General features: G+C 61.1%; 17 protein-coding genes. 6 read left to right on the top strand and 11 right to left on the bottom strand.

The genetic code is table 11. The features are described from left to right. Positions 1 to 458: 458 nt before the first annotated feature. The 4 genes from ACCD05_RS03985 to ACCD05_RS03970 all read right to left on the bottom strand — a co-directional run bounded on the left by ACCD05_RS03985 (position 459) and on the right by ACCD05_RS03970 (position 3,179). Positions 459 to 953, bottom strand: coding sequence for a cupin domain-containing protein (locus ACCD05_RS03985; protein WP_112436560.1), 495 nt, complete (start codon positions 951 to 953; stop codon positions 459 to 461). Between the two features lie 49 nt (positions 954 to 1,002). Then, entirely contained in the window at positions 1,003 to 1,332 is a 330-nt protein-coding gene (locus ACCD05_RS03980; RefSeq protein ID WP_112436559.1) for a chaperone modulator CbpM, read from the bottom strand. A gap of 2 nt (positions 1,333 to 1,334) precedes the next feature. Continuing rightward, positions 1,335 to 2,252, bottom strand: a complete 918-nt coding sequence (locus tag ACCD05_RS03975; RefSeq protein ID WP_112436558.1) for a DnaJ C-terminal domain-containing protein — start codon at positions 2,250 to 2,252, stop codon at positions 1,335 to 1,337. 126 nt (positions 2,253 to 2,378) lie between these two features. Beyond that, the gene (locus ACCD05_RS03970; protein WP_112436633.1) at positions 2,379 to 3,179 is read right to left on the bottom strand and encodes an inositol monophosphatase family protein; all 801 of its coding nucleotides are present in this window, start codon (positions 3,177 to 3,179) and stop codon (positions 2,379 to 2,381) included. Positions 3,180 to 3,394: 215 nt separating this feature from the next. On the opposite strand from ACCD05_RS03970, the gene ACCD05_RS03965 reads away from it, so the two are divergent. The 3 genes from ACCD05_RS03965 to ACCD05_RS03955 all read left to right on the top strand — a co-directional run bounded on the left by ACCD05_RS03965 (position 3,395) and on the right by ACCD05_RS03955 (position 7,776). Beyond that, the gene (locus ACCD05_RS03965) at positions 3,395 to 4,408 is read left to right on the top strand and encodes a substrate-binding domain-containing protein (protein ID WP_112436557.1); all 1,014 of its coding nucleotides are present in this window, start codon (positions 3,395 to 3,397) and stop codon (positions 4,406 to 4,408) included. Positions 4,409 to 4,527: 119 nt separating this feature from the next. Next, positions 4,528 to 5,412, top strand: a complete 885-nt coding sequence (locus ACCD05_RS03960; RefSeq protein ID WP_112436556.1) for a helix-turn-helix domain-containing protein — start codon at positions 4,528 to 4,530, stop codon at positions 5,410 to 5,412. 171 nt (positions 5,413 to 5,583) lie between these two features. Beyond that, positions 5,584 to 7,776 carry a TonB-dependent siderophore receptor gene (locus tag ACCD05_RS03955; RefSeq protein ID WP_112949627.1) on the top strand — a complete coding sequence of 731 codons (2,193 nt, stop codon included), beginning with the start codon at positions 5,584 to 5,586 and terminating at the stop codon, positions 7,774 to 7,776. Between the two features lie 105 nt (positions 7,777 to 7,881). Here the strand turns inward: ACCD05_RS03955 and ACCD05_RS03950 are convergent, their stop codons facing one another. Beyond that, positions 7,882 to 8,028 (bottom strand): hypothetical protein, encoded by a 147-nt coding sequence (locus ACCD05_RS03950; protein ID WP_018896790.1) that lies wholly within the window; start codon positions 8,026 to 8,028, stop codon positions 7,882 to 7,884. Positions 8,029 to 8,311: 283 nt separating this feature from the next. Between ACCD05_RS03950 and ACCD05_RS03945 the strand changes: the two genes are divergently transcribed. Further along, positions 8,312 to 11,254, top strand: a complete 2,943-nt coding sequence (locus tag ACCD05_RS03945) for a PAS domain-containing protein (RefSeq protein WP_413391191.1) — start codon at positions 8,312 to 8,314, stop codon at positions 11,252 to 11,254. A gap of 65 nt (positions 11,255 to 11,319) precedes the next feature. Here ACCD05_RS03945 and ACCD05_RS03940 read toward each other — a convergent pair whose 3' ends face one another. Together ACCD05_RS03940 and ACCD05_RS03935 are read right to left on the bottom strand one after the other, a co-directional pair. Further along, positions 11,320 to 12,261, bottom strand: coding sequence for a dihydrodipicolinate synthase family protein (locus tag ACCD05_RS03940; RefSeq protein WP_112436553.1), 942 nt, complete (start codon positions 12,259 to 12,261; stop codon positions 11,320 to 11,322). A gap of 126 nt (positions 12,262 to 12,387) precedes the next feature. Further along, entirely contained in the window at positions 12,388 to 13,092 is a 705-nt protein-coding gene (locus ACCD05_RS03935) for a GntR family transcriptional regulator (RefSeq protein ID WP_112436632.1), read from the bottom strand. 286 nt (positions 13,093 to 13,378) lie between these two features. On the opposite strand from ACCD05_RS03935, the gene ACCD05_RS03930 reads away from it, so the two are divergent. Next, on the top strand, positions 13,379 to 13,993 hold the full coding sequence (locus ACCD05_RS03930) for a biliverdin-producing heme oxygenase (RefSeq protein ID WP_112436552.1): 615 nt from the start codon (positions 13,379 to 13,381) through the stop codon (positions 13,991 to 13,993). Between the two features lie 47 nt (positions 13,994 to 14,040). Here the strand turns inward: ACCD05_RS03930 and ACCD05_RS03925 are convergent, their stop codons facing one another. After that, a complete protein-coding gene (locus ACCD05_RS03925; RefSeq protein WP_413391188.1) occupies positions 14,041 to 14,370 on the bottom strand; it encodes a hypothetical protein in 330 nt (109 codons plus the stop codon). Positions 14,371 to 14,614: 244 nt separating this feature from the next. Between ACCD05_RS03925 and ACCD05_RS03920 the strand changes: the two genes are divergently transcribed. Then, positions 14,615 to 16,624 (top strand): N,N-dimethylformamidase beta subunit family domain-containing protein, encoded by a 2,010-nt coding sequence (locus ACCD05_RS03920; protein ID WP_413391186.1) that lies wholly within the window; start codon positions 14,615 to 14,617, stop codon positions 16,622 to 16,624. Here the strand turns inward: ACCD05_RS03920 and ACCD05_RS03915 are convergent. From ACCD05_RS03915 to ACCD05_RS03905, 3 genes are read right to left on the bottom strand one after another with little or no spacing between them, the layout of a single operon-like run. Further along, positions 16,621 to 17,403, bottom strand: a complete 783-nt coding sequence (locus ACCD05_RS03915) for an ABC transporter ATP-binding protein (RefSeq protein WP_112436550.1) — start codon at positions 17,401 to 17,403, stop codon at positions 16,621 to 16,623. The genes ACCD05_RS03920 and ACCD05_RS03915 overlap by 4 nt on opposite strands. Position 17,404: 1 nt before the next feature. After that, entirely contained in the window at positions 17,405 to 18,262 is an 858-nt protein-coding gene (locus tag ACCD05_RS03910) for an ABC transporter permease (protein ID WP_112436549.1), read from the bottom strand. A gap of 24 nt (positions 18,263 to 18,286) precedes the next feature. Next, a complete protein-coding gene (locus tag ACCD05_RS03905) occupies positions 18,287 to 19,303 on the bottom strand; it encodes an ABC transporter substrate-binding protein (protein ID WP_112436548.1) in 1,017 nt (338 codons plus the stop codon). Positions 19,304 to 19,375: the final 72 nt, after the last annotated feature.

The following is a 19,375-nucleotide window of genomic DNA, read 5'->3' as shown; positions in this document are numbered from 1 at the left end:
ACAGCGCTTGGACCAGCAAATTTATGTGACGTCGAATGCAATCATAAGTAAGTATTCCAGTTCAATCTGACCAAACGGGGCTTATATACATCCTCCGGTAGATAAATCGCCGGAATTTGAGATTAGCATCGAAGGCCGTTATATCCGCTGGGAACGTTCCTTTCAGGGCTTTTCCGCGCGGTAACAAAACGGTGTACGCGGCGAATTGACGATTGGATTAGTGGTCGCTGAACTTATTGTTGTGGTCTGCATTTGTTCGCGCCGGTTGGTGAGAGTCCCTGCTGAGCAGTGCTTTTGACGTAAGGTGCTGGATGAAAACATGAATCCGGCTGTCGTTTTCTCGCAAATTTCGAGCGCGGGGATCGATGCATCGCTTCGCCTGGACGAGAGATTTATCTGAAGAAATTTGCGGGAGCGGCCGTCGATCAATTCTTCATTAGCACACTACCGAGAGTGGATTATTTGTGTATCGGATCGATCCACCGAACGTCTTCCGGCTTTTCAACCGGTTCAATATCGAGATTGACCACCACAGGCTCCTGCCCGGACCGGACGAGGACGCATTCCAGCGTCTCGTTTTGGCTCGCATTGATCTCCTGATGCGGCACGTAAGGCGGCACGAAAATGAAGTCGCCGGGCCCAGCCTCGGCGGTATACTCGAGGTTTTCGCCCCAGCGCATGCGCGCCTTGCCCTTCACGACATAAATGATGCTTTCGACATCGCCATGATGGTGCGCGCCGGTCTTCGCGTTGGCGTGGATTGTCACCGTACCGGCCCAGATCTTCTCAGCGCCGGCGCGGGCATTGTTGATCGCCGTCGCGCGGTTCATGCCCGGGGTCTGCGCAGTGTTCGGATCGAGCGCATTGCCCGGGATGACCTTCACGCCGTGTTCGCGCCAGTCGATGGGGCCATGGGAATGATCGGCGTCGTGGGAGCCGGGATCGTTGCTCAAGTCGGGTCTCCTTCGTTCTCGGGCAGCATCGCCCGCAAGCCGGCGCCGCTCAGCCTGCTCGCGTGGAAAGCGCGTCGAGCTTGCGGCGCAGTCGGCGGCGGACGTCGTCGTCTTGCTGCTCCATGGCGCCAAGCATGTCACGGACGGTGCCGCGCAGCCCGTGTATCTGGTCGACGAGATCCATGATGAGATCGACGCCGGCTTCGTTGACGCCCATGTCGCGGGTGAGGTCGAGGATCAGCCGCGCCCGCGCCACGTCGTCGTCGCGGAACTCGCGATCGCCGTCATGGGCTTCGGGGATCAGCCAGCCCTGCTCGATCCACACGTCCACCACGGTCACGTCGATCTTCAGGGTTCGGCGGAATTCAAGATCATTCATGGCTACTCCTCCATGCCTTTTCTCGGATTCTGCGGATTGGCCGGCGTCCACTCGCTCATGAATTCGGCAAGCTTCGGGTCTGGCTCATCCGGCAAGACGACTTTCAGAGACACATAGATATCGCCGGCGCCGCCACCGCGCTTTGGCGCGCCCTTGCCCTTCAGGCGCAAGACCTTGCCGGTGCTGGAATTCGCGGGCAGCGTCAGATTGACCGCGCCCGATGGCGTCGGCACACGCACCTTGCCGCCGAGCACCGCCTCGGACAGCGATATCGGTAGATCGATGCGGATGTCATCGCCATCGCGAACATAGAACTTGTGCGGGCGAACGCGGATCTCCACCAGCGCGTCTCCCGGCGGACCGCCGCCGATCCCCGGCTCGCCCTTTCCCTTCAGGCGCAGCGTCTGGCCGTCGCGGGTTCCGGCCGGGATCTGCAAGTCGAGTGCAGGGCCATCCGGCAGGCGTATCTGCGTCTTGGTGCCGTTGATGGCGTCGAGAAAATCGACTTCCATTGAATATTGCCGGTTCTGCCCCTGCGAGCGGAATTGCCCACCGCCGCGTCCGCGTCCGGAGAAGAAGCTTGAGAATATGTCGTCGCTGTCGCCGAAGTCGGCGAAGCCGGCATTGTTCTGATAGCGACCGCCGGCGCCGGCCTGCGAGGCGTAGTCGCGATAATAGTTGCGCTGCGCCTGCTCGGCGCCTGTCATGTCGATCTCGCCTCTGTCGAAGCGCTTGCGCTTGTCCTCGTCGCCGACGATCTCGTAAGCGGCGGAGATTTCCTTGAACCGGTCCTCGGCCTGCTTGTCGCCGGGGTTCAGGTCGGGATGCAGTTTCTTCGCGAGCTTGCGGAACGCGCTCTGGATTTCTTTTTGCGTAGCGTCCTTCTTGACGCCCAGAAGCTCGTACGGATCTCGGCTCATACATGTCTCCGTTCAGCCGGCGCGGATCGCCGGCAATCTTTGACATATATATAGGTTGCAAAATCGCGCGGGACGAGAGGCGCGATGTCGCTCCTGTTCTCAAACCGATCGCCGCGGCGAGCGTACTTAGACGTCAGCGATCTTGCGGAGATCGTCGATAGCGCCGGGTCCCGCCGCGAGCACCTTGGCACCCTTGGTCAATCCCTCGCCGTTGGCCGGGAAGGGATGGAACCAGCCGCCGGCTTCCTTGACCAGGCAATATCCGGCCAGGCAGTCCCAGGCGTGCATGTAGGGCTCGTAATATCCGACGAGGCGGCCAGCGGCGACATAGGCGAGCATGAGCGCGCCGGAGCCGTTTCGAATGAAATTGCCGCCTGCGTCCAGCAGTTCCTCGACCATCTTGGCGACCGTGGCGGGCGAAACATGGCTGTTCGCGCCGATACCGGTCACCGCGTTGCGGATATTGCGTTCGGGGCTGAGCTCGAGCTTTTTGCCGTTCAAGGTCGCGCCCATGCCGAGGGCAGCGGCGTAGACCTCATCATGGCAAGGCGAGGCGATGACGCCGACGACAGGCACATCGTCGTGCAGCAGGCCGATCGAGACGCACCAGTTCGGCATGCCGTTGACGAAGGGACTGGTGCCGTCGATAGGATCGATCACCCAGGTGAAGCCCGACGTACCTAGTGTGAGACCATACTCCTCGCCGAGAACGCCATCTCCGGGATAGGCTTCCGCGAACCGTGCACGGATCAAATTCTCGACCTCCCGGTCGGCGATCGACACCACGTCCTGCGGGTCGCGCTTCGTCTCAATCACCAGCGTGTCGCGACGCTTGAAGTAGTCGAGCGCCACGGCGCCTGCCTCGCGGGCAACGGCCTCGGCTAGGGCCAGACGAGCTTCGAGCCCTGGAATAACGCGCAATGTCATCGCAACATGTCCTTTATCGGAAACGATGGCTGGATACAGCCGCTGAAAGTCGCGCTTGCAAGCCGCTTGGGGTACTGTTGCAAGCGCGTGCAAAGCGAACACTTCGCCGCGCTCGATGTCAATATTCGTCATGAAAACTTCATATTGGCTGAGGTCGTTACGGATTGCACGCAAGTGCAACTCGATGCAAAGGTGCGTGCAGCAAAAGGATCGCCATGCCGTCTAAATTATTCGTCAGCGCGCAGGAAGTTGCCGAGAGGGCAGGGGTGTCGCGTTCCGCCGTATCGCGAACCTTCACGCCGGGAGCGAGCGTTTCCGCCGATACCCGCAGGCGCGTTCTGGAAGCGGCCGAAGCGCTTGGCTATCACGTCAATCATCTGGCACGTGGCCTGATGCGCAACGAGAGCGGCATCGTGTGCCTGATCGTGTCCGATGTCGCGACGCCCTATCGCTCGGCGCTTTTGCGGGAACTGACCATCCAGCTGCAGAACGCAGGCAAGGTTGCGATGTTCGTCAATACCGATCGCTCGGATGGCAGCGTCGACCGCGCTTTGCAGCAGGCGATCCGCTACCGGGCCGATGCGTCGATCATTCTCTCCGGCCTGCCGGACAAATCCATCACCCAGCTCTGCCTCCGCAGCGGTCAGCGCCTAGTGCTGATCAACCGCGACGACGATCAGCCGGGTCCGTTGAAGATCAACCTCGACGACTATGAGTCCGGCGGCAAGATCGCGACCGCATTCGTGCGCGCGGGGTGCAAAACGCTCGCCTTCGCGAATTCCGAAGCGGGGACGCCAAGCCTGATGGGTCGCGAGCGCGGCTTTATCGCCGCCGCCACGAAGCTCGGTCTCGAGGTTATCGTCGAGCGCTATGGATCGACGGGATACGAGGCGGGCCGTGTGCTCGCGCAGCGCATGCTGACGCGCGCTGAGCGGCCGGATGGCGTGTTCTGCGCGACCGATCTGCTCGCCTGCGGTTTCATGGATGCCGCTCGCCACCAGTTCGGACTGTCGATCCCGGATCAGCTGTGCGTTGCCGGCTTCGACGATATCGAGCAGGCTTCGTGGTCGTCCTTCAATCTCACGACCTTCGCGCAGCCGGTCATGGCGATCGCCACGCAAGCGGTGAAATGGCTCGCCTCGGGTGGCCATGAGGACGAGCCGGAGGAGGCTCATTCGGTTCGCTTGAAAGCCGAACTCATCTGGCGCGGGTCCATCCGCAAGGGTTGAACGAGCCGATACAGACACTGCGGCCCTTAAAATGTGGGGGCTTTTTTAGCGCGGGATTGCGTTATATCAGCGCTTGCCATAAACTTGAGTTTATCAAGAAGGTATAGTGCGCCCCATCCATGACATTTCAACCCCGCATGCAGAACAAGATCGAAGGTTTCTCCGTCGTCGGCGGCCTTCACAGGCGATCATGGAACGGCATCGTTGCGGATGTTTGGGATGTGGAATGCGCGCCCTATGCCGGTGGCTATTATGTGTCCAATGACCCCAGGCTTTTCATCCTGCTCGATATGAATGGCGCCGGCCGTTCGACGATGAAGCTGAGCTCGAAGGGCGCGGGCGCCGCGGAAGAGGACGAGAACCAGCCGATTTCCTATGTGCCTGCGGGAATGGAGCTCTGGGCCAATCTGAAGAACGTGCAGTTTCTTCGGCATCTCGATCTGCATTTCGACGCCGAGATCGTGGCGCGCCGGTTGATGGAGGAGCTCGATCCCGATCGGCTGACGAGCCCACGCTTGCTGTTTTCCGACGAGCGCGTGCTGACGCTGTCGCGCATGATCGCGGCCGAATGCATGAACCCGGCGCCGCTGCACGATCTCTATGGCGATGGTCTAGCACTGGCGCTGATCATAGACGTGATGAAGCTTGGCAAGAGCGAGGTGCGCAAGCGCAGCAAGCTCGCTTCATGGCAGTTGCGCAAGGCAACGGATTTCATCACCGAGAATTGCATGCGCAATATCCGGCTGGAAGAGCTTGCAACGCTGGCCGGGCTCTCGCAATCTCACTTCAGCCACGCCTTCAAGGCCTCCACCGGCATGGCGCCGCATCAGTGGCAGATGAACGCCCGGCTGGAGCGTGCGAAAGAGCTCCTGCTGCACGGCGACCAGCCGCTTATGGTCATCGCCGCCGAGACCGGTTTCTCGGATCAGGCGCATTTCACGCGCGTCTTCCGCAAGAACATCGGCACGACGCCCGCCACCTGGAAGAAGGCCCGCGTTGCCTGAACGACACACAATGTGAGCGTTTGGCCGCGCGTTGAAAAATTGCCCAAAAACATTCAATTCGTCCGGGATCGCGACAAGCTGGGCCGTTAAAATTGAGTTAATCACTCACCTTATTCGTGATGTTGGCCGGGCCGTTGGGACGACGGTGGCGTGAGTAGGGTGACAATAAATATGGGTGCGAGAGCAGACCGCGTGATCTTCAAGGCAAAGCTTCTGGCGGGTGTCGCCATCTTCGGCGCGAGCGCCACATTCGCGGTCGCGCAGGATGCGACCGAGCTGAAGCCCGTCGTCATCCAGGGCGCCGGAACTGCGGCGGCTGACGGAGCCAGCGAGGCAACCGGCCCCGTGAAGGGCTATGTGGCCAAGAAGAGCACGGCGGGCTCGAAGACGGATACCCCAATCAACGAAATACCGCAGTCCGTCTCCGTCGTCGGTCGCCAGGAGCTCGATGATCGCGCTGTCGTCAACAAGGTAGATGAGGCCCTGCGTTACACGGCGGGCGTCGCCACGCAGACCTTCGGCACCGATCCGGATACCGACTGGTTCTACATCCGTGGTTTCGATGCCGGGCAGAGCGGCATCTATCTCGATGGCCTCAACCTGTTTTCCTATGGCTTCGGCAATTTCCAGATCGACCCCTTCATGTTGGAGCGCGTCGACGTCCTGAAGGGGCCGGCTTCGGTTCTCTACGGCGGCGCTAATGCCGGCGGCATCATCGACATGATCAGGAAGCGTCCGACCGACGATCCGCTCTATTATACCGAGATCGGCATCAACTCGAACGGCAACGCTTTCACCGGCTTCGACGTTTCCGACAAGGTCGGGTCGAGTGATACGATGACCTATCGCCTGACCGGCAAGATCGCCGGCGGCGACGGCTATACCGATTACACGCATGACCTGCGCGGCTTCGTCATGCCGCAGCTCACCATCTCGCCGGATGACACCACGAGACTGACCGTCTGGGCCTATGCCGGTGGTCTCGATCAGGTTCACACAGGCAACGGCTTCCTGCCTTACGAAGGCACGGTCGTTGACAGGCCGGGTATCGGCAAGATTTCGCGCCGCTTCTTCCCAGGCGAGCCGGATTTGGATACGGGGCGTTATGATCAGCAGATGATCGGCTACGAATTCGAGCACGAGTTCGAAGGCGGCTGGAAATACTCATCGAATGCCCGCTACGGCCATCTCGATAAATATGAGTACCTTGTCTATCCCTCGCTCTATGCCAGCCAGACGGAACTCCAGCGCCTCAACTTCGAGGGCGACACCGGGGTCAATACATTGGCCTGGGATAATCGCATCGAAAACACGTTCGACCTCGGTGCCACTGAGCACAAGGTGATGGTTGGTGTTGATTACCGGCTGTACCGCATCGACAACGTGCAGAATTCCGTCTTCGGCGCAGGCTACCCGGCCCAGCCCTACAACGGCAATCTTGACGTGCTGAACCCGATCTATGGCCAGCCCCAGCCGACGCCCGGAGCGCTTTACAGCGAAGACGTCACGATGAATCAGCTGGGCGTCTATGCTCAGGACCAAGTCCATTTCGGCGATGGCTGGCTGGCAACGCTCAACGGCCGCTACGATTACGTCAACACCGACTTCACCGACCGCCTGGATGCGTCCAAGAGCTTCGACAAATCCGACGGCGCCTGGAGTGGTCGCGCGGGTCTCGCTTACGAGTTCGACAATGGCCTGACGCCCTATGTCAGTGCCGCGACCTTCTTCAACCCGCTGGTCGGCCGTGGCGGACACGGACCGCTGAAGCCGGAAGAGGGCGAACAGTATGAGGCCGGTATCAAGTATGAGCCGACCTTCATGGATGCGTCCTTCACCGCCTCCGTCTTCCACATCAACAAGCGCAACAACTCTGTTTCGATCCCGGTCGCGCCGTGGACGGACCAGCTCGGCGAAGTGGAATCGAAGGGCTTCGAGCTCGAGGCCAAGGTCAATATCGACGATAACTGGAAGCTGCTCGGCGCCTTCGCTGCGACCGATGTCACCGTCATCCAGAATGATCCGAACCCCGGCCTGATCGGCAAGACGCCTTACGTCGTGCCTGACTACACGGCGTCCATGTGGGTCGATTACACGGTGACGAACGGTCCGCTTGAAGGCCTTAGCCTCGGCGCCGGCGTTCGCCACAAGGGCCGTTCCTGGGCGGATGAAGCCAACACGCTTCGCGTTCCGGAATCGACCGTGTTCGATGCGGCGATCCGTTACGAAAAGGAAAACTGGACGGCATCGCTCAACGTCGCCAACCTGTTCGACAAGGAATATGTCGAGGCTTGCCGCACCAACGGCGCCTGCGGCTACGGCGATGCCCGGACCTTCACCTTCAAGCTTGCTAAGAAGTGGTAAGCTGACCGTATTTGCGACAACGGCTGGAGGGCGATTTGTTTCGCTCTCCAGCCGTTGTCGTTTTAATGCGGTCGAATCTTAAATGCGTCGTGCGGGGCGGCCGGATCAGCCAGCCAGCGTGAAATAGATCCAGGCCGCGACAAAGGCAGCGATCACCACGACGATCGAGATCAGCTTGCGCAGCCATGGGCGTGGCGGCTTCGGCGTCTTCTGCGGCGCGGGCTTGCGGAACTGGATGACGTTATCGCTCATCTCGCCTGTTTCCTCGTTCTAACGGACGACATCATGCTCCCATAGCAGCGTCAACTTAAATGAAAAAGCCGGTGATCGCGCCGCCTGTCTTTTTTCTGCTTATGGCAACCGAAGTGCAACTCCAGCGGCCGTCATATCAGCTTCTACATTTTGCGGTTTTCCGGCGCGTGTCAGCGCCAGCATATTATGTCTGCCGGGGCGCTTGTTCTCGCCCCAGCGCCATGGACAGGGCCATTCCCGTCCCCTATGAAACAAGAGAATTTCTGGTTCATTTGGTGGCTTTATGACTTATCAGTTCACGTCCGGCCATTGGCCCATCGGTGGCGGCGAAACCGGAGAACTCGTTCGCCGTTTCGATTGGGCGGCAACCTCGCTTGGCCCGATCAGCGCGTGGCCGCAGAACCTGAGAATCAAGGTCAATTCGATCGTCAATTCGCCCATCCCGCAGGTGCTGATGTGGGGCGATGATCATGTGATGATCTATAACGACGGCTATGTGGAAATTGCCGGCAATTATCATCCGCGCGCGCTTGGCGCGACGGTTCCCGGCATCTGGCCGGAGATCTGGGATTGGAACAGCAAGATTCTCGAGGCCGGCTTCCGCGGCGAAGTCCAGTCCTACCGCGACCAGAAGATGGTCCTGCATCGCCACGGCGTCCCTGAGGAAGTCGTTTTCGACCTGTTCTACACGCCGATCTATGATGACGACGGCAAGGTGAACGGTGTTCTCTGCACCGTGCTTGAAAACACCGACAAGGTGAAAGCGGTGGCTGAGCTCGCGGAAAGCCGCGAGGAGCTGAAACGGCTGACGGATGCGCTCCCCATCCTCGTCGGTTTCATCGATCGCGGCCATATCTACCGCTTCGCCAATCAGGGCTACATGGAATGGTTCGGCCTGGATGCTGCCGATGTCGTCGGCAAGCATGTGTCCGAGGTGATCGGCCAGGCGAGCTACCAGACACGCCTCCCGCTGGTCGAGCAGGCGATGGCCGGCGACCGCATCATCACCGACACATCGATCGTCCGGCCTGATGGAACCGACCGCAACGTCGAGATACGCTACGTACCGCGGCGAACATCCAGCGGCGATGTCGAAGGCATCTACGTGGTGATGATCGACATCGAGGATCGCAAGCGCTCCGAAGTCGCCCTGCAGCGGAGCAATGGCCGCTTCCGCGCGGCGGTGAACGCCGTTCACGGGGTGATCTGGACGAACGCCGCTGACGGACGCATGCTCGGCGAGCAGCCGGCATGGTCGGCGCTGACGGGGCAACCTTTCGAGAGCTATCAGGGTTACGGCTGGGCGGACGCCGTTCACCCGGATGACCAGGAAGGCTCGGTCGAGAGCTGGAAGGCTGCGGTCGCGGCGAAATCGACCTATGTCCACGAGCATAGGGTGCGGCGCGCCGATGGCGTCTACAGGACGTTCGCCATTCGCGGCGTTCCGATCTTCGACGCTTCGGGCGAAATCGAGGAATGGGTCGGCGTTCACACCGATATCACCGAGCAGCGCGAGGCCGAGGCCAGCCTTCAGGAGCACGCCACCAGCCTCGAACGGCAGGTTCGCCATCGCGTGCGGGCCGAGGAGCAGCTGCGGCAGCTCAACGAAAGCCTTGAGGCACGGGTCGAAGCCGAGATCGCCGAGCGCCACCAGACCGAGCGCGCGCTGCAGCAGGCGCAGAAGATGGAAGCGATCGGCCAGCTGACGGGCGGTGTGGCGCATGACTTCAACAATCTGCTGCAGGTGGTCTCCGGCAACCTGCAACTCCTGTCCAAGGACCTGATGGGCAATGAGCGGGCGGAGCGGCGCTTGGCCAATGCGCTGGCCGGCGTCAATCGCGGCGCGAAGCTCGCAAGCCAGCTGCTCGCCTTCGGCCGCCGGCAGGCTCTGGAGCCTCGGGTGATCAACATCGCCCGCTTCATTAGCGGCATGGACGATCTGTTGAGGCGTTCGCTCGGCGAAGCGGTCGAGATCGAGGTCATCACCAGCGGCGGGCTGTGGAACACCTATGCCGACCCCACGCAGGTGGAAAACGCGCTGCTCAACCTGGCGATCAACGCGCGCGACGCGATGAGCGGTTCCGGCAAGCTGACGATCGAGATGGGCAACGCTGCACTCGACCAGGAATATGCGCGCAGCCACCAGGAGGTGATGCCGGGCCAGTATGTGATGCTCGCGGTCACCGATACCGGCACGGGCATGTCGCCTGATATCTTGAACAAGGTGTTCGAGCCGTTCTTCTCTACCAAGCCCGAGGGCAAGGGAACGGGGCTTGGGCTGTCCATGGTCTACGGCTTCGTCAAGCAGTCGGGCGGACATGTGAAGATCTACAGCGAGGTGGATCAGGGAACGACGGTGCGCATCTATCTGCCGCGTTCGGTGGCCGACGAGGACCGTGAGGTGACCGTCCATGGCGGGCCGGTGGTCGGCGGCACTGAAACGGTGCTTGTGGTCGAGGATGACGAGGAAGTCCGCTCGATCGTTGTCGAGACGCTGTCCGATCTCGGCTACAGCGTATTGACCGCCAAGGACGCGCAGGCCGGGCTGAATGTCATCGAAAGTGGCATGCAGATCGACGTGATCTTCACCGACGTGGTCATGCCCGGACCGCTGAAGAGCAGTGAGATGGCGCGCCGCGCGAAGGAGCGGCTACCCGGCGTGGCGGTGCTCTTCACGTCAGGCTACACGGAAAACTCGATCGTGCACGGTGGAAGGCTCGACCCCGGCGTCGAGTTGCTATCGAAGCCCTATACGAGAGAGGCGCTGGCGCGCCGGCTTCGGCATGTGATCGCCAACCAGAAGCGGATCAGCCAGGCGTCGTCGCCGCGAAACACGGCGCCGATCGATCAGCCCGTTGCGGTGGTAGGGCCGCGAATCCTGCTTGTCGAGGACGATTTCCTGATCCGCTCCAACACGGCCGAAATGCTGCTCGATCTGGGGCATCAGGTGACGGAAGCGGCGGATGGCGCGGAGGCGCTGGAATTCCTGCAGGCGAACGAGATCGACGTGCTGGTCGCGGATATCGGCTTGCCCGATATAAGCGGCATCGACCTTGCCGTTGCCGTGCTTCGTCTGCATCCAGACGTCGCCGTCGTGTTCGCGACGGGCGAACACAGTCTGCCGGCTGGCGCTCCCGCCAAGGCCTTCCTGCTGCGCAAGCCCTATTCCGAGACGGAACTGAAATCGGCTGTCGAGCGGGCCTGGGCAACCAAGCGTCAAACGTAGCCCGATCCAGATAACAATTACGCCGGCCACGCGATTGGCCGGCGCTTATGCTGTTGTCGTGAAACTCAGGCAGCCGTCGGGTAGCGCGAGGCGTACCAGTTGCGGAAGAGTTCGTACTGCTTCTCGAGATGGCGACGCTGCGAGGCGCTAAGCTTGTCGCTCTCGTTGAAATGCAGCGAATAGCGGTCGTCGCCGTTCAGCACCAAGAGATACTTGTAGTGCAGCACGAGATCCGGGCCTTCGTCATAGGTCGAGAGCACCATCAGCGCTTCTTCCAGTTCGCGCGCATCGCGGCGTGCCTGGGCATCGCCCTTGGCGGCCTTCTCGCAGAGCGAGACGAGGTGCAGCACTTCCTTGGGAAGCGCGTTGCCGATGCCGGTGATCGCGCCGCCGGCGCCGCAATTGACGAAGCCGTGGTAGACGCCCGTGTCGACGCCGACCATCAGGGTCAGCGCGTCATCGCCGGCGGTGATGTTTTCGGCCGCATAGGTCATATCAGCCTTGCCGCCGAATTCCTTGAAGCCGACAAGGTTGGAGAAGCGCGAGCGCAGGTCGAAGAACAGGTCCGCGCGCGTCGCGAAGCCGTAGTACGGGCTGTTGTAGATGACGGCGGGCAGGTCCTTGCCGGCGGCGAGCACGGCCGAGAAATGATCACGTTGTGCTGCGACGGAAGAGCCACGCGACAGGACGCGCGGGATAACCATCAGGCCCTTGGCACCGACCTTGGCGGCGTGCGCGGCATGGCTGACGGCCGACCGCGTGTTGATCGCACCGGTGCCGACGACGACAGGGACGCCCGCTTCCGCAAGCCGCTTGACGCCTTCCTGCCGCTGTTCGTCGGTCAAAAGCGGCCAATCTCCCATCGAGCCGCAATAGACGACGCCGGACATACCAGCCGCTACGAGTTCCTTACCTTTTTCCACCAGCGCGTCGAAGTTCGGGCTGCGGTCGGGATTGCACGGCGTCATCAGCGCCGGGATGCAACCTTTGAAAACTGAATCTGCCATCTGTTTTTCCTCTTTTGATCGCCGAACGAGGCCAGAAGAAAGCTCCGCCCATTTGCTGAAGCCGTATCTATCATCATGCCGACTTCGTGTCGACAATAAAAATACAAGAGAGGATCGCTGTGAGAGTTAGAGCGGCAACCGTGCGGTCTGCCGGTTGTCGGCGGTGATGTAGGAGCGGATCTGGCTGACGATCTGGTCGGCATGGGCGGCGGCAAGCTTATCGGCACCGTCGATGTCACGATTGATGATCGCTTGGATCATGTCCTCGTGCTCGCCAACATATTGGCGTGGTAGCACGTCGTTGAAGGACGAATAGTAGAGCCTGAGGATCCTGCGGCCCTGGTCGAGCAATCGCGTGAAGAGGTCCGTGTAATAGCGGTTGCGGCCGGCCTCGGCGATGGCGACGTGGAAATCGCGGTTGGTGGCGATCATCCCCAGCACGTCGCGCGCCTCGACGGCGGTCTGGAATTGCAGCTGCAGCGCCCGGATGCCGTCGATGTCGGATGGCTGATGATTGGCTGCCGCGAGCCGCGTCGTCACGCGGTACATCAGCGTCAGCGCATCGAAGAATTCGCCCAACCCGAGAAAGTCGATGTTGGAGACAATTGTTGTGCGATTGGTGAGTGTGGTGATCAGGCCCTCGGCCGCCAGCCGCACCAGCGCCTCGCGGATAGGGGTGCGCGACAGCGAAAAACGGTCCGAAAGCTGCTGCTCGTCCACGGGGCTGCCGGGCGCCAGCTTGAGCTCGATGATCTCGTTGCGCAGGGTTTCATAGACCGTCGAGACGCCGTAGCCTCGCTTGTGTACCGGCTGCTTCTCCGTGTCATCCAACAACTGTCGTCCTCCATAGGCTGCCGCAAATTCTTGTCTTTTGCTGCATATCAGCGAACGCGACGAAGCATCAAATAATATATTCCATGTCGACACTGGCCCATGCATCACTCATAAAAAGCTGAGGACTATTGTCATGAATCAAGCGGCCATGTTGGCGTCGTGATATGGCTCGGCCCGCCTCCATGAGATCTTTGGTCTTGTGGGCTGGATGGACGATAATGCCGTTATAGATTTATCCGCTATGGCCCGTTTGAAGGCCGAAACTGATTGAAGGATTGAATGTATGTCGATTGCGACTGAGATCTCGCCGGTAATCGAGGACACGCGCACCAAGCGACTGAAAGCTGCGACGCATGCAGCGCATGAGCGCCTGGACAAGCGCATCATGCAGCTCAATCCCTTCGCGGATCGGGGGAGCTACGCTCGCCTCGTCACCATGCAGTATCTGTTTCACCGGGATCTCGATGCCTTGTTCTTCAATGAAGAGCTCGACGCCTTGCTGCCGGATCTCGCCGGTCGCCGCAGGCTGGCGCTGATCGAGCAGGATTTTGCCGATCTCGGTGTTGCGATGCCGAAAGCGGATAGCGCACCGATATTCCCCAGGGGAGAGAAGGTCGCCCTCGGCGAAGCCCTCGGATGGCTCTATGTGATCGAAGGCTCCAATCTCGGCGCCGCCTTCCTGTTGAAATACGCGGCCAAGCTCGGCCTCGACGAGAACATGGGCGCGCGCCACCTCGCCGGTGCGCCGGAAGGACGTGGCCTGCATTGGCGCACCTTCACGGCAGCGCTCGATAGCGTCGAGTTGACTGATGATGAGGAACGGGCGGCCATCGCCGGGGCGGACGCCGCCTTCGCGCGCGTCTACGATTTCGCGGAGCTCGCCTTCGCGCGACGCTGAAGTCGCCGAGCCTTATCGGCCCAGCCTGTGCCGGCGCTCCAGCCGGCTCAGGTCAGGATCAAGAAGTTGGCGCAACTCGCATCGACGCTTCCGATGCGGATTCGGTGTTCGGTCGCGGCGGACAGCGGCCGGAAAATAACCCGCTTGGCGGCCTTCGCGCGCCGCAGCAATTCTTCGCCGGCAAACAATAGCCCGTCTTTCTCGGTCATTTCGTAGGCGACATGGCCGTTATGCCCGTCATCGGCAATAGTGATCGTCCCCAATCCTGAACGCATTATGTGAGCCTCCCTCGCATTGCACATATCGTGCATTAGGGAGATAAAAAGTTCAACGCTTGGAAAGGGTTGTCCACCTTTTGGAGAAGGGGTGGCGGACAAAGAAAAAGCCTCGCGAAGGGCGAGGCTGAAGTTTCGGCCGCATCGGGGAAAACGAATGCGACCAACGCGCTCTTAGCGCATTGATGGCGTCGTTAACAGGCCAGAATCTGTCGGTTTGGTACGCATCGCAGAAATATCTCGGCCGGCGCCGTGCTTGACGGCGCCAAGATGTATAGACAAAATTCCTGCTGATAACCGGGTCGCCATCGGATTGCCGCCCGACTTTGAGAATACGGGGTGCCGCATGCGAAAGCGATTGAACCACGATGCAATGGCTGCGGTTGGTTTCATCGAGCCGTGGAGCGTGAAGGCAGGCTCCGCTACGGGCGCCTTTCTCTCCAGCGTCGATCCGAACGCAAGCGTGAGGATCGTCACGCTTGATCGCGACGAGCCGGTTGCAGTCGAATGGGAGATTGCACGGCATTCGGATGCGTTTTCGATCCGCGAGTATGACCTTGGCTCCTGGGCCGAGATTCCGGCTACGGCTCTTCGGTCTGTCATCTATGGACTATCCCTCGAAATCCTCTTCACCCGGAACGAGACAACGAAGCCGGTTGTCGCGATCGGTCCGCTGCTCTTGAACCTGGAGCCGGATGGCCGCTTGGTTGCCGTGATCGAGGGCGAAAGCCATGCCGTCGCCGGCGTTCGTAACGAGCGATGGTATCAGCTCGATGTCTCGGTCTCGCCGAGCGCGGTAGGTTACAGGGTCAGGCGTGCCGACCTGTCGGCCATAGCGGAATGCACGATCCCGCGCGTCGCGGTGGATATCACCGGGCCGATCTGCATCGGCGGCGTCTCGGATCGATCGCGCCAGACCTTGAATGCCAGGCTCGGCCGCATCCGGCTAACCAGCGCTGACCACGAGACGGAATGGCGCTTTCCCACCCGTGGCCCGGTAAGCGACATTCCGCCCGTGCAGCAAGGTAACCCGCCGATCATCCTCCACAATACGCCGACATTTGCGGTCGCCTCGCCGCGCTTTTCCGGCGAGATGCATGATCCTCGTCTGGCCCCCGATCATTTCGATGCCATCCACCTGCACGACGATGACTTCGGCGGCTTCGACTGGGCGGCTGATCTGAGTGTTAACATTCCCGAGGACGCCCGATCTGGCGTCTATGCGCTTGAGATAAGGACGGATCGCGGCGTGGAGACGCTACCTTTCTTCGTTCGCCCACGCGAGCCTCAATCGAACGTGGCGGTGCTGATGCCGACCGCGACCTATCTCGCCTACGCCGACGAACAGCTGCCACCGCATCGCTACCCTTGGCATGGCAGCGACCGCGCGCATCTGTTCGCGATCGACAACAATTTCTTGGGCCTCTACGACACGCACAGCGACCTTAGCGGTGTCAACCTGACCTCGAGCCGGCGCCCGCGCGCGACGCTAAGGGATGACTATCACTACCCTCTGTCGAACTCGCCGCATCTGCTCTCTGTCGATCTGCAGCTGCTGAAATTCTACGCGCGGCATGGCATCGCGGTCGATGTGCTGACCGATCGCGATCTTCACGACGAAGGCGTCGACAGCCTCTCGCCCTATCGCCTGGTGCTCACGGGCAGTCATCCGGAATACTGGTCGTCGGCGATGATGATCGGGCTGGATCGCTATCTAGGCTCCGGCGGCAGCCTCGGCTATCTCGGTGGCAACGGCTTCTATTGGGTCGTCGCCTTCGACGGCGACAAGATGGAATTGCGGCGCGGCAAGAACGACATCTGGAGCGGTCGCCCGGGCGAGATGCATCTCTCGATGACGGGCGAGCCGGGCGGAAACTGGGAAGATCGCGGCAACCGCCATCCCCAGGCGCTGGTTGGTGTCACCTATGTGATCATGAGCTTTGGCCCATCAAGACCTTACCGCCGCTTGGAGGGGAGCTACGGCGCCGAATATGCATGGCTGTTCGATGGCGTCGGCGACGTCTTTGGCGACAGCGGCGCGGTGCTCGGTGGTGCGGCGGGATATGAGGTGGATGCGGTGCTGCGCTCGGAGGAAACGCCCGCCAACCTGGTTCGGCTGGCGGTCGCGGATGGCTTCGACGACAGTTTTCAGGTGCGCCCCGATCTCTGGCTTGCCGATGGTGAAGCGGAGCGGGCCGCGATGCGGCGATCGGATATGACGATCTACCGGCACGAGGCCGGCGGATTGGTGTTTTCCGCCAGCTCTGTCGCGTGGATCGGCGCGCTGCCGGCGCCGGGAGAAGACAACGACGTTGGCCGCATCATGCTCAATCTCGTCGGCCGGTTTACGGGTTAAAGCGCATCGTCTTGCTGCGAACCCGCGCGGATCGCCGCCAGCACTTCCTTCTGAATGGAGATGAAGTCCGCGGTCGAGATCATGTCCTGATGTCTCGGGCGCGCCAGGCCGACATGGAAGGTGGCGTTGATGCGGCCGGGATTGATGCTCATCGAAATGATGCGGTCGGAGAGGTAGACGGCCTCTTCGACGTCGTGGGTGACGAACAGCACCGTCAGGCGATGCTCCTCCCAGATCTGCGTCAACAGTTCCTGCATCTGGTGGCGCGTCAGCGCATCCAGCGCCCCAAAGGGCTCGTCCATCAGGAGCATCTTCGGCCGATAGGACAGCGCGCGTGCGATGGCGACGCGCTGCTTCATGCCGCCTGATAGCTGCGAGGGGAAGGCATCGGCGAAACGGTCGAGCTTCACTAGGTTGATATGGTGCCGCGCGACTTCCCTGCGTTCTGCAGCCGAAAGGCCTGCCGCCTGAAGGGCGAACTCGACGTTCTGCTGCGCGGTCAGCCATGGCAGCAGCGTATAGGACTGGAAGACGACGCCGCGATCGAGGCCGGGGCCGACGATCGGCGCGCCATCGGTCAGGAGCACGCCGTCGTTGAACTTCTGGAGGCCGGCGACGATCGACAGAAGCGTGCTCTTGCCGCACCCGGAGGCGCCGACCAGCGACACGAACTCGTTGTCGGCCAGTTCCAGATCGATGTTGCTGAGGGCGTGAACGCTTCGCTTGCCCGATCCGTACCACTTGTTGAGCGATTGGATCTTCAGTTTCGGTTCAGTCATATCAATGTCTCGACGTATAACGGAAGAAAACACGCTCGAGAGCCTTCATGCTCTGATCGGTGATCAGACCAAGTATGCCAAGAAGCAGGATGTAGCCTATGATCGTCTGCGTCTGGAAATAGCGCTGTGACACCACGATGCGGTAGCCGAGCCCCGAGGTGGCCGCGACAAGTTCCGCCAGAACCAACCACGTCCAGGCCCAACCCATGCTGATGCGGAGCGTATCCCAGATGCCCGGCAGCGACGACGGCAGAACGATGCGCCAGAGGATCTTCGGTTCCGACAGGCCGAGCGTTCGGCCAAGCCCAACGAAGTCGGGCGGCACGCGCTTGACGCTGTCCATCACCATCAGCACCTGCTGGAAGAACGTGCCGATCCAGATGATGACGAATTTCTGGATGTCGCTCGTTCCGGCCCACAGGATCGTCAGCGGCACGAAGGCGACGACAGGCATGTAGCGGACGAAGTCTATGAACGGTTCGATCGCCGCTTCCCAGGTGCGGTAGCAGCCGATCATGATGCCGATCGGGATCGCCATCAAGGACGCCAGCGCGAAGCCGACGAGCATTCTATAGATGCTGATGCCGGCATCGTTCAGCAACGTCCCGTCAAGCGTCAGTTCCACCATCTTGGTCCAGACAGCGCCCGGGCTCGGAAGGAAGATGGGCTTGACCCATCCGGTCGCGGTCGCCGCCCACCAAAAGGCAAACAGCAGCGCGAAGACGCATATCGCGATCAGGAGGAACGTTTTTGCGCCGAGCGGATCACCGATGCGGAATGCACTGGGCGGTCGCCCGACACCCGCGCGCGAAGGCGCGCGAGTGTCGGTGCTGGCAGACGAGGATTGTGATGCCGACATGGATGATCCGTCTCGGGTAGCGCGTTACTTGTTGGCCGCGTCGACGAAGGACGAGTCGATCATCTGTTCGGCGGTCACGTCCTGGGCGAGGATCTTGGCAAGCTTTGCAGCCTTCAAGACATCGACGAAGGTCTTGGTCTTGAACTCACCGGCCAAGGCCTTGGACGCTTCAGCGGTCGTGTAATACTGAACGCCATCGAATGCGGTTGCGAGGTCCTCAGGCGATGCGCCCACAGCCTTGGCGATGATCGCGCGGTCCTCGGCGGTGTTGGCCTTATAGTCGGCAAGCGCTGCGTCCCACGCCTTCAGCATGGCCAGAACCTGGCCCGGCTTGGACTTCAGAACGTCTTCGCGAACAACCAGCACGTCCGAAACGAGGCCCGGATCCTTGCCGGCTTCGAAGAGAAGCTTGATGGCCTTGTCCTGCGCGCGTGCGGTCGAGATGTAGGGCTCGTAGGTCACGGCAACGGGAACCCGGCCGGCGATCAGAGCGGAGCCCGCATCGGCGGCCGGCATCGGAACGCGGGTGATATCGTCGATGGTCATGCCGTTGGCAGCGAGCGCGTAGTTGAGCAGGATGTCGCTGGTCGTGCCTTCTTCATAGGCGACGCTCTTGCCCTTCAGGTCGGCGACGCTGTTGATGTCGCTGCCGGCGAGAATGGCGTCGGCCGTGAGGCTGAAGTCGAGGAGGGAGACGATCTTCACCGGCAGGCCGGCGGCGACCATGCCCATCGCGGTGTGGGTCGCGATGTTGGCCGCGTCCAGCTGGCCGCTGGCGAGCGCCGCGTTCAGGTCCTTGTCTTCAGTGAAGTTGACCAGTTCAACCTCTTCCAGACCGGACTTCTTGAACAGATCCTTGCTGGCGGCGACGTGCCACTGGCCGTAGCCGAGCCACGGCTCGATGCCGAGCTTGAAGGTGCCTGCTTCCGGCTTGGCGGGAATGTCGGCTGCTGCAGCCGGGACGGCCTGCGTGAGAGCGCCGATAACGCCGGCGACGATGGCCAGGCGCGACATGTGAGACTTGATCGATGCGTATGTCATGGTAACCCCTCTTTTCTACGATGATGTGTTCGCTAGGCTCGAAGCCGAGACGTCATTCGTGTGTTTTGTATG

Source organism: Rhizobium sp. Rhizsp42 (assembly GCF_047304155.1).
In the GTDB taxonomy this organism is placed as follows: Bacteria; Pseudomonadota; Alphaproteobacteria; order Rhizobiales; family Rhizobiaceae; genus Rhizobium.
This window is presented reverse-complemented; position numbering and strand designations above follow the sequence as displayed.

What these genes read in the sequence shown, in the direction of transcription:
- ACCD05_RS03980 (WP_112436559.1), bottom strand. Translation starts at nt 1,332, where the DNA reads ATGAATGATCTTGAATTCCGCCGAACCCTGAAGATCGACGTGACCGTG.
- ACCD05_RS03975 (WP_112436558.1), bottom strand. Translation starts at nt 2,252, where the DNA reads ATGAGCCGAGATCCGTACGAGCTTCTGGGCGTCAAGAAGGACGCTACG.
- ACCD05_RS03970 (WP_112436633.1), bottom strand. Translation starts at nt 3,179, where the DNA reads ATGACATTGCGCGTTATTCCAGGGCTCGAAGCTCGTCTGGCCCTAGCC.
- ACCD05_RS03965 (WP_112436557.1), top strand. Translation starts at nt 3,395, where the DNA reads ATGCCGTCTAAATTATTCGTCAGCGCGCAGGAAGTTGCCGAGAGGGCA.
- ACCD05_RS03960 (WP_112436556.1), top strand. Translation starts at nt 4,528, where the DNA reads ATGACATTTCAACCCCGCATGCAGAACAAGATCGAAGGTTTCTCCGTC.
- ACCD05_RS03955 (WP_112949627.1), top strand. Translation starts at nt 5,584, where the DNA reads ATGGGTGCGAGAGCAGACCGCGTGATCTTCAAGGCAAAGCTTCTGGCG.
- ACCD05_RS03950 (WP_018896790.1), bottom strand. Translation starts at nt 8,028, where the DNA reads ATGAGCGATAACGTCATCCAGTTCCGCAAGCCCGCGCCGCAGAAGACG.
- ACCD05_RS03945 (WP_413391191.1), top strand. Translation starts at nt 8,312, where the DNA reads ATGACTTATCAGTTCACGTCCGGCCATTGGCCCATCGGTGGCGGCGAA.
- ACCD05_RS03940 (WP_112436553.1), bottom strand. Translation starts at nt 12,261, where the DNA reads ATGGCAGATTCAGTTTTCAAAGGTTGCATCCCGGCGCTGATGACGCCG.
- ACCD05_RS03930 (WP_112436552.1), top strand. Translation starts at nt 13,379, where the DNA reads ATGTCGATTGCGACTGAGATCTCGCCGGTAATCGAGGACACGCGCACC.
- ACCD05_RS03920 (WP_413391186.1), top strand. Translation starts at nt 14,615, where the DNA reads ATGCGAAAGCGATTGAACCACGATGCAATGGCTGCGGTTGGTTTCATC.
- ACCD05_RS03915 (WP_112436550.1), bottom strand. Translation starts at nt 17,403, where the DNA reads ATGACTGAACCGAAACTGAAGATCCAATCGCTCAACAAGTGGTACGGA.
- ACCD05_RS03910 (WP_112436549.1), bottom strand. Translation starts at nt 18,262, where the DNA reads ATGTCGGCATCACAATCCTCGTCTGCCAGCACCGACACTCGCGCGCCT.
- ACCD05_RS03905 (WP_112436548.1), bottom strand. Translation starts at nt 19,303, where the DNA reads ATGACATACGCATCGATCAAGTCTCACATGTCGCGCCTGGCCATCGTC.